We start from the raw sequence: 15,948 nt of genomic DNA, 5'->3' as shown, positions 1-15,948 counted from the left end.
GTATTTTTGCCATGGGAGCCAACTGACATGGACCGTCTGACACGCATTTTGGCCGCACTCACCCGTTGGGGGCTGGGCCTGTGCGCGTTGGTTCTGGTGTTGATGGCGTTGTACGTCAGTCTCGGCCGAGAACTGACGCCGTTGGTGGCCGAATATCGAGCCGACATCGAAGACAAGGCCAGTGCCGCCCTCGGCATGCCCTTGCAGATCGGCGAACTGGAAGGCAGCTGGAACGGTTTTGCGCCGATCCTGTTGGCCCATGATGTGATGGTCGGCGACGGCGCCAATGCCTTGCGCCTTGACCGTGTGCGGGCAGTACCCGATCTTTGGGCCAGCCTGTTGGCCCGCGAAGTGCGCATCGCTCATCTGGAACTCAATGGCCTGAAAATCAGCCTCAAGGAAGCCGAGGACGGCACCTGGGCGCTGGAAGGTTTGCCGGTGCAGAAGGATCAGCCGCTGGATCCCGAGCAACTGTTCAACCGCTCGCAGATGATCCAGCAATTGTCGGTGCTCGAAAGTCAGGTGACCTTGCAGCCGCTCGATCACCCGCCGATGACGCTCACCTACGTCGGCCTCAATCTGAAGACCGGTGCCAGTCGGCAACGCCTTGACGCGCGCTTGACCTTGCCTGACGGCCAACCTGTCGCGTTGAGCCTGCGCACGCGGATTCGCCCCAGTCAGCTACGCGACAGCACGGTGGAGGGCTACGCCAGCCTGCCGCAAAGCGACTGGTCGAAGTGGCTGCCGGAGCGTCTGACCCAGCAGTGGAATTTCTCCGAGATCAAGGCCGGCGGCGAGCTTTGGGTGAACTGGACCGAGGGCACTTTGCAAAGTGCCGCGATTCGTTTGAATGCCCCGCAACTGACCGGTGCTTACGCCGAGCGCAAGCCGATCCGGATCAACAATCTGGCGCTCAACGCCTATTACGAAAACAGTGCCAGAGGCGCGACGGTTACTTTCGATTCGCTGGCGATGAATGTCGGTGAAACCCGCTGGGAGTCGCGGGTGCAAGTGCAGCAGACCCGTGCCACTGACAAGGTCGAGGAGCTCTGGCACTTGCAGGCTGATCGCCTCGACCTGACCCCCATCACCCCCCTGCTCAACGCGCTGGGGCCGTTGCCGCAGGGTGTCGCCACAGCCGTGGAGCGCCTGAAGGTCACCGGCGGCCTGCGCAATGTCCTGCTGGATTTCCGCCCGAATGCCACGGACGGAACCCAATTCGGCTTTGCTGCCAATCTCGATAACGTCGGGTTTGATGCCTATCACGGCGCTCCGGCGGCTAGAAATGTCAGCGGTAGCCTCAGCGGCAACCTCGACGGTGGCGAGTTGCGCATGGACAGCAAGGATTTCGTCCTGCACCTCGATCCGATTTTCGCCAAACCGTGGCAATACATTCAGGCCAACGCCCGACTCACCTGGAAGCTTGATAAGGACGGTTTCACTCTGATCGCACCGTACCTGAAGGTGCTGGGCGAAGAGGGCAAGATTGCCGGTGACTTCCTGATCCGTCTGCATTTCGATCACAGCCAGGAAGACTACATGGACCTGCGGGTCGGTCTGGTCGACGGCGATGGCCGCTACACCGCCAAGTACTTGCCCGAAGTGTTGAGCCCGGCGCTGGATGAATGGCTGCGTACGGCGATTCTCAAGGGCGCGGTGGATCAGGGCTTCTTTCAGTATCAAGGCTCGCTGAGCAAGAATGCCGGGGAGGCTGATCGCAGCATCAGCCTGTTCTTCAAGGTGCATGACGCCGAACTGGCCTTCCAGCCAGGTTGGCCGCATGTGAGCAAGGTCAGTGGCGACGTGTTCATCGAGGACAGCGGCGTGCGGATCTTGGCCAGCAAGGGCCAATTGCTCGACACCCAGGTCAGCAACGTCTTCGTCAACATTCCCCATGTCCCGGCCGGACAACATACCCATATGTACCTCGACGGCGCGTTCGCGGGTGGTCTGGGTGACGGTTTGAAGATTCTTCAGGATGCACCGATCGGCACTGGCGAAACCTTTGCCGGTTGGGAAGGCGCGGGCGATCTGCAAGGCAAGCTCAAGCTCGACGTGCCGTTGGACAAGGGGGGCGACCAGCCGAAAATCGTCGTCGACTTCAAGACCGCCAACGCGCGGCTGAAACTGGCGGAGCCGAAACTGGAACTGACGCAACTCAAGGGGGATTTCCGCTTCGACAGCGCCAAGGGTCTCAGCGGGCAGAATATCGCCGCCCGAGCGTTCGACAAACCGGTCACTGCGCAGATTTTCGCTGATGGCAGCGCCAACCAGCTCAAGACCCGTGTCGCTGCGTCGGGGCAGGTCGAAGTCAAAAAACTGACTGACTGGCTCGGCGTCACCCAGCCGTTGCCAGCGTCCGGGACGATTCCCTATCAGTTGCAACTGAACCTGGACGGGAACGACAGCCAGTTGATGGTCAGCTCCAATCTCAAAGGTGTGGCGGTCGATCTGCCAGCACCGTTTGGCATGACGGCGGATGTCGGTCGAGACACCGTTTTCCGCATGACCTTGCAAGGGCCGGAGCGGCGTTATTGGGTCAGTTACGGTCAACTGGCCAGTTTTACCTTTGCTGCGCCGCCGACTGATTTTGCCCAAGGGCGCGGTGAGTTGTTCCTCGGGGAGGGCGAAGCCGTGTTGCCGGGCGCCAAGGGGTTGCGGGTTCGCGGTGTGCTGTCGGAGCTGGACGTCGCACCCTGGCAGGATCTGGTTGGCAAATACGCCGGACAGGATCCGGGCGACAATGCCAAGCAACTGTTGAACAGTGCCGATTTCAAGATTGGCAAACTGACGGCATTCGGCACGACGCTGGATCAGGCCTCGGTCCAGCTGAATCGCAAACCGGCGGCGTGGAATCTGGCGCTCGACAGTCAGGAGGCCAAAGGCACTGCTGGCCTGCCGGACGCCAAAAACGCGCCGATTGCGGTGAACCTGCAATACGTGCGGCTGCCGGCGCCGGATCCGACGGTGCAGGCTGACGAGAACTCACCTGATCCGTTGGCGTCGGTCGATCCCACGAAAATCCCGGCGCTGGATATCACCATCAATCAACTGTTTCTGGGCCAGGATCTGGTCGGTGGCTGGTCGCTGAAGATCCGCCCGACCAGCAAAGGCATCGCCATGAACAATCTCGACATGGGGCTCAAAGGCATCCTGTTGCAGGGCAATGGCGGCTGGGAAGGTGCACCGGGTTCCAGCACTAGCTGGTTCAAGGGCCGGATCGGCGGCAAGAACCTCGCCGATGTCCTCAAAGGCTGGGGCTTCGCACCGAGTGTGACCAGCGAAGAATTCCACATGGATGTCGATGGCCGCTGGCCGGGTTCGCCGGCGTGGTTGGCGACCAAGCGTTTCTCCGGCACCCTCGATGCGTCGCTGAACAAGGGCCAATTTGTCGAGGTGGAAGGTGGCGCGCAGGCTTTGCGAGTGTTCGGCCTGCTCAATTTCAACTCCATTGGCCGCCGTTTGCGCCTGGACTTTTCCGACCTGTTCGGCAAAGGGCTGAGCTATGACCGGGTCAAAGGCCTGCTGGTGGCGACAAACGGTGTTTACGATACCAAAGAGCCAATTCGCCTGACCGGGCCATCGAGCAATATTGAGCTCAACGGCAAGTTGGACCTGGTGGCTGAACAGGTCGACGCCAAGTTGCTGGTGACGCTGCCGGTGACCAATAACCTGCCGATTGCCGCGTTGCTTGTGGGTGCTCCGGCGGTCGGGGGGGCGCTGTTCCTGATCGACAAGCTCATCGGCGACCGTGTGTCGCGCTTTGCCAGTGTGAAATACACCGTCAAAGGTCCGTGGAAAGAACCGAAAATCACTTTCGACAAGCCTTTTTGAGTAGCATGAGGCTAGCCCCATGTGCAGGCGCTGCGGCACGCTGCGATCTTTTGCTTTTAAACGATCACGATCAAAAGATCCCAGCCATCGGCAGCTCCTACAGTTGAATGTGTTGATCGCAGATCAGGAGCGGCCATGACTTTAGCGGTGATTCAAATGGTCAGCCAGAGTGACGTGCTGGCCAATCTGGCCCAGGCCCGGCGCCTGCTTGAGCTGGCAGCGGCCGGTGGCGCGAAGCTGGCGGTCCTGCCGGAAAACTTCGCCGCCATGGGCCGTCGCGACATCGCCGATATCGGCCGCGCTGAAGCCCTTGGCGAAGGACCGATCCTGCCATGGTTGAAACAGACCGCCCGCGACCTCAAGTTATGGATAGTGGCCGGCACACTGCCGTTGCCGCCCGTCGATCAGCCGAAGGGCAAATCACATGCGTGTTCGCTGCTGGTCGACGATCAGGGCGAAACCGTTGCACGGTATGACAAGCTGCATCTGTTTGATGTGGATGTAGCGGACAATCGAGGCCGTTACCGCGAATCCGATGACTATGCTTATGGCAGTGGTGTGGTGGTTGCGGATACACCGGTCGGCAAAGTGGGCCTGACCGTATGTTACGACCTGCGCTTTCCGGAGCTGTACAGCGAATTGCGCGCTGCCGGAGCCGAGTTGATCACCGCGCCATCGGCCTTTACCGCCGTGACCGGCGCGGCGCATTGGGATGTATTGATTCGTGCGCGGGCCATCGAGACACAGTGTTATGTGCTGGCGGCTGCGCAGGGCGGAACCCATCCGGGGCCACGAGAAACCTTTGGGCATGCGGCGATCATCGACCCATGGGGCCGAGTGCTGGCGAGTCAGGATCAAGGCGAAGCGGTGTTGCTGGCCGAACGCGATAGCAATGAACAAGCGTCCATCAGGGCGCGGATGCCGGTGACGAGTCATCGGCGGTTTTTCTCGCAGGGCGCACAGCGACCTGCTTCAGAACACGAATTTAAGGCCTAAACCATGAGCGAGTTGTTGTCCTCAGTCAGTGATCACCTTTTGGCGCCCGGCGGCGTGACGATCGAGAGCCTGCAAAGCGTACTCGGCGATCTGGCGGGCCCGGGCATCGATGCTGCCGACCTGTATTTCCAGGGCCAGATCTCCGAGTCCTGGGCACTGGAAGACGGCATCGTCAAGGAAGGCAGTTTCAATCTCGACCAAGGTGTCGGTGTGCGTGCGCAGTCCGGTGAAAAAACCGGTTTCGCCTACAGCAACGCGATCACCCTTGAAGCCCTGGGCGCTGCGGCGCGTGCGGCCCGTTCGATTTCCCGTGCCGGGCAGAACGGCACGGTGCAGGCGTTCACCACTCAGGACGTCGCTCAGTTGTATGCGCCGGACAATCCGCTGGAAGTGATGAGCCGTGCCGAGAAAGTCGAACTGCTCAAGCGCATCGACGTCGCCACGCGCGCGCTCGATCCGCGTATCCAGCAAGTCAGCGTGAGCATGGCCGGGGTCTGGGAACGCATTCTTGTGGCCTCCACCGACGGCGGTCTGGCGGCGGATGTGCGGCCGTTGGTGCGTTTCAATGTCAGCGTTATCGTTGAGCAGAACGGTCGTCGCGAGCGCGGCGGTCATGGCGGCGGCGGGCGTACCGACTACCGTTATTTCCTCGCTGAAGACCGCGCCATGGGTTACGCCCGTGAAGCGCTGCGTCAGGCGCTGGTGAACCTGGAAGCGATTCCGGCACCGGCCGGGACGCTGCCGGTGGTGCTGGGTTCGGGCTGGTCCGGTGTGCTGCTGCACGAAGCGGTTGGCCACGGTCTGGAAGGCGACTTCAACCGCAAGGGCAGCTCCGCCTACAGCGGCCGTATGGGCGAGATGGTTGCTTCCAAGCTCTGCACTATCGTCGATGACGGCACCTTGAGCGGCCGTCGCGGCTCGCTGAGCGTCGACGACGAAGGCACCCCGACCGAGTGCACCACGCTGATCGAAAACGGCGTGCTCAAGGGCTACATGCAGGACAAGCTCAACGCGCGCCTGATGGGCGTGGCCCGTACCGGCAACGGTCGTCGTGAATCCTATGCACACCTGCCGATGCCGCGGATGACCAACACCTACATGCTGGGCGGCGAAAGCGATCCGGCGGAAATCATCGCCTCGGTGAAGAAAGGCATCTACTGCGCCAACCTTGGCGGCGGCCAGGTCGACATTACCAGCGGCAAATTCGTGTTCTCCACTAGCGAAGCGTATCTGATCGAAGACGGCAAGATCACCGCGCCGGTCAAAGGTGCGACGTTGATCGGCAACGGCCCTGAGGCGATGAGCCGGGTGTCGATGGTCGGTAACGATCTTTCGCTCGATAGCGGTGTGGGGACGTGTGGCAAGGATGGGCAGTCGGTACCCGTGGGTGTTGGCCAGCCGACGCTGAAAATCGATGCGATCACCGTGGGTGGCACGGGCGCATAAGAAGGGATGGAGCTTCGGGTGGCGCGCAGGGCGGCCACCCGGTGGCGAATATCAACGCAGACCGCGTTGAGTCTCGTCCAGCTCACGGATGTACTTGAAGATTTTACGGCTTGAGGCAGGCGCTTTGTTTTGCGCAACCTCATGCTGAGCCTGACGGATCAGGGAACGCAGTTGCTGGCGATCAGCGTCCGGGTACTCCAGGACGAATTTCTCCAGCACGGCATCATCACCGGCGATCAGGCGGTCACGCCAGCGTTCGAGATTGTGGAAACGCTCGTTGTACTGACGAGTGGAGGCATCGAGTTGATCGAGCAAAATGAGGATCGCGTCAGTGTCCTGATCGCGCATCAGTTTGCCGATGAACTGCAAATGCCGTTTACGCGCGATATTCGCGGTGTGCTTCGGCGCATCGGCCAAGGCACGGCGCATCGCGTCGGTCAGTGGCAGTTTTGCCACCAAGTCAGGCTTGAGTGTTGTAAGGCGCTCGCCAAGGTCAACCAGAGCATGCAGCTCGCGTTTGACCTGAGATTTGCTTTTTTCTCCCGTATCGAGGGAGTCGTCGTAAGAATCAACCATGGTGGCAGTCCGCAAAGAAACGCCGCCATGATAACCAGTCGGGGGCCGCTTGTCCGGCCCGGTCGCTCGATGGCCCCAGCCGAAAGCAGAATTTGAGTGGAGATGAGCATGAGTGCAGTTCAAAGCGTCGGCCCGCAGGCATTGCCGGCACTGCAGGAACAAGTCGAGCAGATCATCGCCGAAGCCAAGCGCCAGGGCGCCAGTGCCTGCGAAGTCGCGGTGTCCCTGGAGCAGGGCCTGTCGACATCCGTGCGGCAGCGCGAGGTCGAAACAGTCGAGTTCAACCGCGATCAGGGCTTTGGCATCACCTTGTATGTCGGCCAGCGCAAAGGCTCTGCCAGCACCTCCGCCACCGGGCCGGATGCGATTCGCGAGACGGTGGCTGCGGCACTGGCGATCGCCAAGCACACGTCTGAGGATGAAGCCTCAGGCTTGGCCGATGCGGCGTTGATGGCCAGGGATCAGCAGGATTTCGACCTGTTCCACGAATGGGACATCACCCCGGAACAGGCCATCGAGAAAGCGTTGCTCTGTGAAGCGGCCGCTTTCGATGCCGATGCGCGGATCAAAAACGCCGACGGCACCACACTCAGCACCCACCAGGGCTGCCGCGTGTATGGCAACAGCCACGGTTTCATCGGTGGCTATGCGTCGACACGGCACAGCCTGAGTTGCGTGATGATCGCCGAGGCCGATGGCCAGATGCAGCGCGATTACTGGTACGACGTGAGCCGTCAGGGCGAGTTGTTGGCCGATCCGGTGAGCATCGGTCAACGTGCCGCACAACGGGCGGCGAGCCGCTTGGGCGCGCGTCCGGTGCCGACCTGTGAAGTGCCGGTGCTGTTTTCCGCCGAACTGGCGGGCGGGTTGTTCGGCAGTTTCCTCTCGGCGGTTTCCGGTGGCAGCCTGTATCGAAAATCGTCTTTCCTGGAAGGCACGCTGGGCCAGAAACTGTTTCCAGAGTGGCTGACCATCGATGAGCGTCCTCACCTGATGCGCGCCATGGGCAGCGCCTCCTACGACGGTGATGGCCTGGCGACCTACGCCAAACCGTTCGTCGAGAAAGGCGAGTTGGTGTCGTACATCCTCGGTACTTACTCCGGCCGTAAACTCGGCATGCCGAGCACCGCCAACGCTGGCGGCGTGCACAACCTGTTCGTCACCCATGGCGACGAAGACCAGGCGGCACTGCTGCGGCGCATGGGCCGCGGGTTGTTGGTTACGGAGTTGATGGGCCATGGATTGAACATGGTCACTGGCGACTATTCGCGCGGGGCGGCGGGTTTTTGGGTCGAGAATGGCGAAATTCAGTTCGCGGTGCAGGAAGTGACCATCGCCGGCAACATGCGCGACATGTTCAAGCAAATCGTTGCCGTGGGTAATGATCTGGAGCTGCGCAGCAACATCCGCACAGGCTCGGTGTTGATCGAGCGAATGACGGTGGCGGGCAGCTAAGCCTCCATCCGGTACACAAAAAGGCGCGCCACCCAATTGGATGGCGCGCCTTTTTACTGCTCTTGATTCCTGTGGGAGCGAGCTTGCTCGCGAAAGCGTCGTGTCAGGCACATTGATTTCGGCAGATCCGACGCATTCGCGAGCAAGCTCGCTCGCACAATGGAAGGTCTTGTGTTGGTTCTCATTATCATCTAATAATAAATCTCATTACCGAATGAGCCGTGGATCATGAGTTCTGCCTTGCACGAGCAGCCGTACCTCGAAAGCTGGCGCTGGATGAGTCGTCAGATCCGATGCGCGATGGATCCTGACGAACCGCGCCTGATCGAACATTACCTGGCCGAGGGCCGGTATCTGTCCTGTTGCACGGCGACCTCGCCCTGGACCGTCGCTGAAACCTCCTTCCGATTGCTGCTCGATACGGCCACCGACATCGCGTTGCCGTGGCACTGGCGCAGCCTCTGTCTCGATCAAGCCTGGCGCCCCCTGCGTGAAATGGAGCGCCTGTCGCTGTGCAAATGCCGGCTCAAACGCTGGCAACGCTACACCTGGCAACTGGCGACCTGCGAGTTGCAATCCTCGATTCCTCTTATTGAATTAGTCCAAGGATTTACCGATGGCAAACCCTAACACTCGTATCGAGCGCGACAGCATGGGCGAATTGCAGGTGCCGGTGGACGCTCTCTACGGCGCGCAAACCCAGCGCGCAGTGGATAACTTCCCGATCAGCGGCAAACCGATGCCAACGCAATTCATCCGCGCATTGATCCTGGCCAAAGCCGCCGCGGCCCGGGCCAACGTCGAACTCAACCAGATCAGCGCCGCTCAGGGCAAAGCCATCAGCGACGCCGCGCAAGGCTTGCTTGAAGGCGATTTCATGCAGCATTTCCCGGTGGATATCTTCCAGACCGGCTCCGGCACCAGCTCCAACATGAACGCCAACGAGGTGATCGCCACTTTGGCCACCCGCCTGCTTGGCGAGCCGGTCAATGCCAACGATCACGTCAACTGCGGCCAGAGCAGCAACGACATCATCCCGACCACCATTCACGTCAGTGCTGCGTTGGCCCTGCACGAACAACTGTTGCCGGCGCTGTTGCACCTGATGCAGGTCATCGAGCACAAAGCCGAGCAAGTGCATCACCACGTCAAAACCGGGCGTACGCATTTGATGGATGCGATGCCGGTGCGTATGAGCCAGGTGCTCAACGGCTGGGCGCAGCAACTGAAGGCCAACATCGGTCATTTGCAAGACTTGCTGCCCAGCCTGCAATCCCTCGCGCAGGGCGGGACGGCGGTCGGTACCGGGATCAACGCGCATCCGGAATTCGCTGCGCGGTTCAGTCGTCAACTCAGCCAGTTGACCCATGTGCAGTTCACCCAAGGCAAAGACCTGTTCGCGCTGATCGGCTCGCAGGACACCGCCGTTGCGGTCTCTGGGCAGCTTAAGGCCATCGCTGTGTCGCTGATGAAAATCGCCAACGACCTGCGCTGGATGAACTCCGGTCCCTTGGCCGGTCTCGGCGAAATCGAGCTCGAAGCCCTGCAACCGGGGTCGTCGATCATGCCGGGCAAGGTCAACCCGGTGATCCCGGAAGCGACCGCCATGGTCGCCGCCCAAGTGATCGGCAACGACTCGGTGATCACCATCGCCGGCCAGTCGGGCAATTTCGAGCTGAACGTGATGCTGCCAATCATTGCCCAGAACCTGTTGAGCAGCATCGAGTTGCTGGCCAACTCCAGTCGCCTGTTGGGCGACAAAGCCATCGCCAGCTTCAAGGTCAACGAGTCGCGGCTCAAGGAGGCGCTGTCGCGCAACCCGATTCTGGTCACCGCACTCAACCCGATCATCGGTTACCAGAAAGCTGCCGAAATCGCCAAGCAGGCCTACAAGCAGGGTCGCCCGGTGATCGACGTCGCGCTGGAGCACACCGACCTGTCGCGCATTCAGCTGGAAGAGTTGCTCAACCCCGAGAAACTCACCGCTGGCGGCGTGTAATCCCCGCAACCGCTTTGGAGGCTCACCATGGAGCACTGGAAACGCACGATCGAACGGGCCAATCGCTGCTTCATGTTGGGCGAGCTGATCGATGCCCGTGAAGCTTATCTGCAGGCGCTGGCCCTGGCGCAAGTGCTGTTCGAACGCTGGGCCGATGCCGACGAAGCGGTAGCGGCCTGCGTCATCTCCCACCACAACCTGGCGGATCTGCACCTGCGCCTGAATCAACCGGAGGAGAGCGCCGAATACCTTTGCGCAATCCATCAACGGCTGTTGCAGACGATGCAGGACGAACGTCAGCGCCTCGCGCTGCGTGAAGCGGCGCTGCGCCAGAGCAGCAAAACTTACGTCGAGCTGCTGAATTTCATCAGCGACCACGGCGAATACCCGCGTACCCAGCGTCTGTTGCACCCGGATACCGGCAATGCGCGCCGCGCACCAGCCCACCATCACCATGGAGTCCATTGAAATGGCTTTTACCTTGCCTGCCTTGCCTTATGCCTACGATGCCCTGGAGCCGCACATCGATGCGCAGACCATGGAAATCCACTACACCAAGCATCACCAGACGTACATCAACAACCTCAACGCTGCGGTGGAGGGCACTGAATATGCCGGATGGCCGGTGGAAAAACTGGTGGCCAGCGTTCAACAGTTGCCGGAAAAACTTCGCGCGGCGGTGATCAATCAGGGCGGCGGCCATGCCAACCACTCGCTGTTCTGGGAAGTCATGGTACCCAACGGCGGCGGCAAACCGGACGGGGCGCTGGCCAAGGCCATCGATGAACAGCTGGGAGGCCTCGACAGTTTCAAAGAGGCATTCACCAAAGCTGCGCTGACCCGGTTCGGCAGTGGCTGGGCCTGGCTGAGCGTGACCCCGGAGAAAAAACTGGTCGTGGAAAGCAGCGGTAATCAGGACAGTCCGTTGATGAACGGCAACACGCCGATTCTCGGCCTCGACGTTTGGGAACACGCCTACTACCTGCGCTACCAGAACCGTCGGCCGGAATACATCAATGCGTTCTACAACGTGATCAATTGGCCTGAAGTGGCTGCGCGCTACCAGGCTGCACTGGTTTAAGTCTCCTAAAAAAACAATTCAAGGCTGACTATGGGCACTGAGACACTGGCGGTCGGAAGCGGGCGTATGTTTCGTTACGCCGTGGGATCGCTGTTGCTGCTGGCAGGCATAACCTTACTGGCAGCTCACGGACTGGAATGGCTGAATCTGGAACCGAGGCTGTCGCGGGCGTTGCAGGGTGGCGCCATCTGCGCGCTCGGCACCGCGCTCGGAGCGGTGCCGGTGTTGGTGATTCGGCGCATGCCTTTGGCGCTCAGCGATACGTTACTGGGTTTCGGTGCCGGGGTGATGCTGGCGGCGACGGCGTTTTCGCTAATTGTCCCGGGCATTGCTGCCGCAGAGAGCCTGGGTCTGACACCGTGGGCGGCAAGTGGCCTGATCTGCTTCGGCATCATGCTCGGTGCGTTCGGCCTGTATCTGGTGGATCGCAAGGTGTCCGGTGCGTCACCGGAAATGCTCGTCGGTAGCGTCGAGCATCCGGTGATTCCACCGCGGATCTGGCTGTTCGTGTTCGCCATCATTGCCCATAACATCCCTGAGGGAATGGCCGTCGGGGTATCGGCCGGCGGCGGCATGCCGGACGCGGACAGTCTGGCCATGGGCATTGCCTTGCAGGACGTACCGGAAGGACTGGTGATTGCGTTGGTATTGGCTGGGGCGGGGATGTCACGGGTCAAGGCGTTCCTGATCGGCGCGGCGTCAGGGCTGGTCGAACCGGTGTTTGCGCTGTTGTGTGCGTGGCTGGTCAGTCTGGCGCAGGTGCTGTTGCCGTTAGGCCTGGCGCTGGCGGCCGGGGCGATGTTGCTGGTGGTGACCCACGAAGTGATTCCGGAGTCGCGACGCAATGGTCATGACAAGCTGGCCAGTCTTGGTTTGCTCATCGGGTTCTGTTTGATGATGGTGATGGATACCGCATTGGGCTGAATGATGGCGAGGGAGCAAGCTCCCTCGACGCAGGATCAACCACCTTCATCGAAGTAGTTGTTGATCAACGCCACCAGCGCATCCAGCGCTTCCTGTTCCTGATGGCCTTCGGTACTCAGATAGATTTTGGTGCCTTTTCCGGCCGCCAGCATCATCATTGCCATGATGCTTTTGCCATCAACCGTTGTCTCTGGTGTGCGGCCTACTCTGATCGTGCAGTCGGGATACTGACCGGCAACCCCGACAAACTTCGCCGACGCTCGGGCATGCAAACCCAGTTTGTTGATGATTTCGATTTCCAGAGCAGGCATCGCGGTGTGAATCCTTTAGGTGAGGTCGCGGTGGCGAACCTGGACGTTCTTCAAAGTTTTCTGCAGGGCCTGACCCAGGCGTTCGGTCAGGTAGACGGAGCGGTGATGCCCGCCGGTGCAGCCAATGGCAACAGTAACGTAGGCGCGATTGCTCGCGGCGAAGCGCGGTAGCCATTTGTGCAGGTAGCTGAAAATGTCCTGGAACATTTCCTCAACCTCGGGCTGCGCTGCCAGGTATTCGGCCACCGGCTCATCGAGCCCCGACTGTGCACGCAGCTCTGGCTTCCAGTACGGATTGGGCAGGCAGCGCACGTCAAAGACCAGATCCGCATCCACCGGCATGCCGCGTTTGAAGCCAAATGACTCAACCAGAAATGCCGTGCCCGGCTCAGGCTGACTCAGCAGACGCAGCTTGATGGTGTCGCGCAACTGGTAAAGGTTCAGATTGGTGGTATTGATCTTCAGATCGGCCAGATCGGCGATAGGCCCCAGCAGGGCGGTTTCATCCTGGATCGCCTCGGCCAGCGAACGATTGGCGTTGCTCAGCGGGTGGCGCCGACGGGTTTCCGAAAAACGCTTGAGCAGGGTTTCTTCGTCGGCATCCAGATACAGCACATCGCACTGGATATGTCGGCTGCGCACTTCTTCAAGCAGTTCGGGAAAACGCGAGAGATGGCTTGGCAGGTTGCGTGCATCAATCGACACCGCGACCAGCGGTTGCGCCAGTTCAGTGTGAATCAGCGCGCGCTCAGCCAGTTCCGGCAGCAAGCCTGCCGGCAGATTGTCGATGCAATAGTAACCGTTGTCCTCAAGGACATTCAGCGCGGTACTTTTACCTGAGCCGGAACGGCCACTGACGATGATCAGGCGCATGATTACTGCCCGCTCTGCTCGTCCACAACAACCTGGTACAGGGCTTCATTGCTTGAAGCGCTGCGCAATTTATCGCGCACATCTTTGCGATCCAGCATGCTGGCGATCTGGCGGAGCAACTCCAGGTGCGCGTCGGTGGCAGCTTCGGGGACCAGCAGTACAAACAGCAGGTCAACCGGCGCACCGTCGATGGCGTCGAAATCGATAGGGGCTTCAAGGTGCATCAGCGCGCTGATCGGCGACTGGCAACCCTTGAGGCGACAGTGAGGAATGGCGATGCCGTTGCCAAAACCGGTAGAACCGAGTTTTTCACGGGCAATCAGAGCCTCGAAGACGTCTTGCATCTCCAGATCCGGCACTTCACGGGCGATCAGGTTGGCAATCTGTTCGAGGGCTTTCTTTTTACTGCCGCCCGGCACGTTCACGAGGGAACGGCCGGGGGTCAGGATACTTTCAAGTCGGATCATGGGGTAGGGGGTTATCGACCGGTCGCGCCCTGGAGCAGGCTCTGGGTCTTTTCCTTATGCTTTTTGAGTTGTTTGTCCAGCTTGTCGGTCAAGGCGTCGATCGCGGCATACATATCGGTATGTTCTGCGTTGGCGACCACTTCACTGCCGGGGATATGCAAGGTGGCTTCGATTTTCTGCTTCAGCTTTTCGACGCACATCGTGACTTGCACGTTGGTGATCTTGTCGAAATGTCGCTCTAATCGTTGAAGTTTCTCATTGATGTAGTCGCGCAGAGGTTCGGTCACTTCCAGTTGGTGTCCACTGATGTTGACTTGCATACAGCTTCTCCTTCGTTGCCAGTGCATAAAGCGGCAGGCCGAAAAGCCTGCCACTGGAACGCTGTAACGTGGCTTACATCAACCGCTTGCGTTCGCTCGAAGGCGCGATCCCGAGGGATTCGCGGTACTTGGCGACGGTGCGGCGAGCCACCTGAATGCCTTGTGCCTCCAGTAAACCAGCGATCTTGCTGTCACTCAACGGCTTTTTCTGATTTTCCGCGGCAACCAGTTTTTTGATGATCGCGCGGATCGCCGTGGACGAGCATTCGCCGCCCTCGGAGGTGCTGACGTGGCTCGAGAAAAAGTATTTCAGTTCATAAATACCGCGCGGGGTATGCATGAATTTTTGCGTGGTCACCCGGGAAATGGTCGACTCGTGCATGCCGACAGCCTCGGCGATGTCATGCAGCACCAGCGGCTTCATGGCTTCGTCGCCGTATTCAAGAAAGCCGCGCTGATGCTCGACGATCTGGGTGGCCACTTTCATCAGGGTTTCGTTGCGGCTTTGCAGGCTCTTGATGAACCAGCGGGCTTCCTGCAACTGATTGCGCATGAAGGTATTGTCGGCACTGGTATCGGCGCGACGCACAAAGCCTGCGTACTGGGCGTTGACTCGCAGACGAGGTACCGACTCCTGATTCAGCTCGACCAGCCAGCGTTCATTGTCCTTGCGCACAATGACGTCCGGAACGACGTATTCGGCTTCCGTCGATTCGATCTGCGAGCCCGGCCGTGGATTGAGGCTCTGCACCAGCTCGATGACCTGGCGCAACTCATCTTCCTTGAGCTTCATGCGGCGCATCAACTGGCTGTAGTCGCGGCTGCCGAGCAAGTCGATGTAGTCGCTGACCAGACGTTTCGCTTCAGCCAGCCAGGGCGTCTTGGCCGATAGCTGGCGCAATTGCAGCAGCAGGCATTCGCCGAGATTGCGGGCGCCGATGCCGGCAGGCTCGAATTGCTGGATGCGGTGCAGAACGGCTTCGATCTCGTCCAGTTCGATGTCCAGTTCCGGATCGAACGCTTCGAGAATCTCTTCGAGGGTTTCGTCCAGGTAGCCCTGATTGTTGATGCAATCGATCAGGGTCACGGCGATCAGTCGATCGGTGTCGGACATCGGTGCCAGATTCAGTTGCCACAGCAGGTGGCTTTGCAGGCTTTCGCCCACTGAAGTGCGCGTGGTGAAGTCCCACTCGTCATCATCGCTGCTCGGCAGGCTGCTGGCGCTGGTCTGGTAGACGTCTTCCCAGGCGGTGTCGACCGGGAGCTCGTTGGGGATGCGCTCGCTCCAGTCGCCTTCCTCGAGGTTATCCACCGTCGGGGCGGTTTCCTGATAGGAGGGTTCCTGGATATCGGTGTTGGGCTTCTGTTCGGCGTTGTCAGCCAAGGGATCGGTGTTGTCGAAGTCTTCGCCTTCTTCCTGGCGTTCGAGCATCGGATTGGATTCCAGAGCCTCCTGAATTTCCTGTTGCAGGTCCAGGGTCGACAATTGGAGCAGACGGATAGCCTGTTGCAGCTGCGGTGTCATCGTCAGCTGCTGGCCCATTCTCAAGACTAGCGATGGTTTCATGGCAGGGGCTTAACACCTTATTCGCCGGCGCGATGCGCCATCCACTACAGGGCGCCGAAGCGCCAAACTTAAGCAAATTATATGCCTGAAACTGAAGTG

15 protein-coding genes are annotated in these 15,948 nt (G+C 60.1%); 9 read left to right on the top strand and 6 right to left on the bottom strand.

The window, feature by feature from the left end:
• Window positions 1-27: 27 nt before the first annotated feature.
• The 3 genes from AB4P91_RS00975 to tldD all read left to right on the top strand — a co-directional run bounded on the left by AB4P91_RS00975 (window position 28) and on the right by tldD (window position 6,276).
• Entirely contained in the window at window positions 28-3,834 is a 3,807-nt protein-coding gene (locus AB4P91_RS00975; RefSeq protein ID WP_395604129.1) for a YhdP family protein, read from the top strand.
• A 135-nt stretch (window positions 3,835-3,969) separates the two neighbouring features.
• On the top strand, window positions 3,970-4,830 hold the full coding sequence (locus tag AB4P91_RS00970; RefSeq protein WP_395604128.1) for a carbon-nitrogen hydrolase family protein: 861 nt from the start codon (window positions 3,970-3,972) through the stop codon (window positions 4,828-4,830).
• A 3-nt stretch (window positions 4,831-4,833) separates the two neighbouring features.
• Entirely contained in the window at window positions 4,834-6,276 is a 1,443-nt protein-coding gene (gene tldD, locus AB4P91_RS00965; protein ID WP_150595048.1) for a metalloprotease TldD, read from the top strand.
• A 51-nt stretch (window positions 6,277-6,327) separates the two neighbouring features.
• On the opposite strand, the gene yjgA is transcribed toward tldD, so the two are convergent.
• Window positions 6,328-6,852: a ribosome biogenesis factor YjgA gene (yjgA, locus tag AB4P91_RS00960; protein ID WP_042557656.1), complete on the bottom strand. Its 525-nt coding sequence runs from the start codon at window positions 6,850-6,852 to the stop codon at window positions 6,328-6,330.
• Between the two features lie 108 nt (window positions 6,853-6,960).
• Between yjgA and pmbA the strand changes: the two genes are divergently transcribed.
• The 6 genes from pmbA (at window position 6,961) to AB4P91_RS00930 (ending at window position 12,311) form a co-directional block, all read left to right on the top strand.
• Window positions 6,961-8,307, top strand: a complete 1,347-nt coding sequence (gene pmbA, locus AB4P91_RS00955; protein ID WP_150595047.1) for a metalloprotease PmbA — start codon at window positions 6,961-6,963, stop codon at window positions 8,305-8,307.
• A 228-nt stretch (window positions 8,308-8,535) separates the two neighbouring features.
• Entirely contained in the window at window positions 8,536-8,937 is a 402-nt protein-coding gene (locus AB4P91_RS00950; protein WP_395604127.1) for a FagA protein, read from the top strand.
• Window positions 8,924-10,306, top strand: a complete 1,383-nt coding sequence (locus tag AB4P91_RS00945; protein ID WP_395604126.1) for a class II fumarate hydratase — start codon at window positions 8,924-8,926, stop codon at window positions 10,304-10,306. Before AB4P91_RS00950 ends, AB4P91_RS00945 begins: the two co-directional genes overlap by 14 nt.
• Window positions 10,307-10,333: 27 nt before the next feature.
• Window positions 10,334-10,774, top strand: coding sequence for a hypothetical protein (locus AB4P91_RS00940; RefSeq protein WP_395604125.1), 441 nt, complete (start codon window positions 10,334-10,336; stop codon window positions 10,772-10,774).
• 1 nt (window position 10,775) lies between these two features.
• Complete coding sequence (locus AB4P91_RS00935; RefSeq protein ID WP_150595043.1) at window positions 10,776-11,387, top strand: superoxide dismutase; 612 nt, start codon at window positions 10,776-10,778, stop codon at window positions 11,385-11,387.
• A 30-nt stretch (window positions 11,388-11,417) separates the two neighbouring features.
• Complete coding sequence (locus tag AB4P91_RS00930; RefSeq protein WP_395604124.1) at window positions 11,418-12,311, top strand: ZIP family metal transporter; 894 nt, start codon at window positions 11,418-11,420, stop codon at window positions 12,309-12,311.
• A 35-nt stretch (window positions 12,312-12,346) separates the two neighbouring features.
• Here the strand turns inward: AB4P91_RS00930 and AB4P91_RS00925 are convergent, their stop codons facing one another.
• The 5 genes from AB4P91_RS00925 to AB4P91_RS00905 form a co-directional block, all read right to left on the bottom strand.
• Window positions 12,347-12,622, bottom strand: coding sequence for an HPr family phosphocarrier protein (locus tag AB4P91_RS00925; protein ID WP_008085079.1), 276 nt, complete (start codon window positions 12,620-12,622; stop codon window positions 12,347-12,349).
• A gap of 15 nt (window positions 12,623-12,637) precedes the next feature.
• On the bottom strand, window positions 12,638-13,495 hold the full coding sequence (gene rapZ, locus AB4P91_RS00920) for an RNase adapter RapZ (RefSeq protein WP_042557663.1): 858 nt from the start codon (window positions 13,493-13,495) through the stop codon (window positions 12,638-12,640).
• A gap of 2 nt (window positions 13,496-13,497) precedes the next feature.
• Window positions 13,498-13,962, bottom strand: coding sequence for a PTS IIA-like nitrogen regulatory protein PtsN (gene ptsN, locus AB4P91_RS00915; protein WP_042557664.1), 465 nt, complete (start codon window positions 13,960-13,962; stop codon window positions 13,498-13,500).
• A gap of 11 nt (window positions 13,963-13,973) precedes the next feature.
• Window positions 13,974-14,282, bottom strand: coding sequence for a ribosome hibernation-promoting factor, HPF/YfiA family (gene hpf, locus AB4P91_RS00910; protein WP_047299778.1), 309 nt, complete (start codon window positions 14,280-14,282; stop codon window positions 13,974-13,976).
• A gap of 73 nt (window positions 14,283-14,355) precedes the next feature.
• Window positions 14,356-15,849 carry an RNA polymerase factor sigma-54 gene (locus tag AB4P91_RS00905; RefSeq protein WP_395604123.1) on the bottom strand — a complete coding sequence of 498 codons (1,494 nt, stop codon included), beginning with the start codon at window positions 15,847-15,849 and terminating at the stop codon, window positions 14,356-14,358.
• Window positions 15,850-15,948: the final 99 nt, after the last annotated feature.

This window comes from Pseudomonas sp. B21128, from assembly GCF_044218865.1.
Classification (GTDB): Bacteria; Pseudomonadota; Gammaproteobacteria; order Pseudomonadales; family Pseudomonadaceae; genus Aquipseudomonas; species Aquipseudomonas iridis.
The sequence above is the reverse complement of the archived record's forward strand: the minus strand, read 5'-3'. Positions and strand labels throughout refer to the sequence as shown.

Coding starts and splice junctions, on each gene's coding strand:
- AB4P91_RS00975 (WP_395604129.1), top strand. CDS start 28: ATGGACCGTCTGACACGCATTTTGGCCGCACTCACCCGTTGGGGGCTG.
- AB4P91_RS00970 (WP_395604128.1), top strand. CDS start 3,970: ATGACTTTAGCGGTGATTCAAATGGTCAGCCAGAGTGACGTGCTGGCC.
- tldD (WP_150595048.1), top strand. CDS start 4,834: ATGAGCGAGTTGTTGTCCTCAGTCAGTGATCACCTTTTGGCGCCCGGC.
- yjgA (WP_042557656.1), bottom strand. CDS start 6,852: ATGGTTGATTCTTACGACGACTCCCTCGATACGGGAGAAAAAAGCAAA.
- pmbA (WP_150595047.1), top strand. CDS start 6,961: ATGAGTGCAGTTCAAAGCGTCGGCCCGCAGGCATTGCCGGCACTGCAG.
- AB4P91_RS00950 (WP_395604127.1), top strand. CDS start 8,536: ATGAGTTCTGCCTTGCACGAGCAGCCGTACCTCGAAAGCTGGCGCTGG.
- AB4P91_RS00945 (WP_395604126.1), top strand. CDS start 8,924: ATGGCAAACCCTAACACTCGTATCGAGCGCGACAGCATGGGCGAATTG.
- AB4P91_RS00940 (WP_395604125.1), top strand. CDS start 10,334: ATGGAGCACTGGAAACGCACGATCGAACGGGCCAATCGCTGCTTCATG.
- AB4P91_RS00935 (WP_150595043.1), top strand. CDS start 10,776: ATGGCTTTTACCTTGCCTGCCTTGCCTTATGCCTACGATGCCCTGGAG.
- AB4P91_RS00930 (WP_395604124.1), top strand. CDS start 11,418: ATGGGCACTGAGACACTGGCGGTCGGAAGCGGGCGTATGTTTCGTTAC.
- AB4P91_RS00925 (WP_008085079.1), bottom strand. CDS start 12,622: ATGCCTGCTCTGGAAATCGAAATCATCAACAAACTGGGTTTGCATGCC.
- rapZ (WP_042557663.1), bottom strand. CDS start 13,495: ATGCGCCTGATCATCGTCAGTGGCCGTTCCGGCTCAGGTAAAAGTACC.
- ptsN (WP_042557664.1), bottom strand. CDS start 13,962: ATGATCCGACTTGAAAGTATCCTGACCCCCGGCCGTTCCCTCGTGAAC.
- hpf (WP_047299778.1), bottom strand. CDS start 14,282: ATGCAAGTCAACATCAGTGGACACCAACTGGAAGTGACCGAACCTCTG.
- AB4P91_RS00905 (WP_395604123.1), bottom strand. CDS start 15,849: ATGAAACCATCGCTAGTCTTGAGAATGGGCCAGCAGCTGACGATGACA.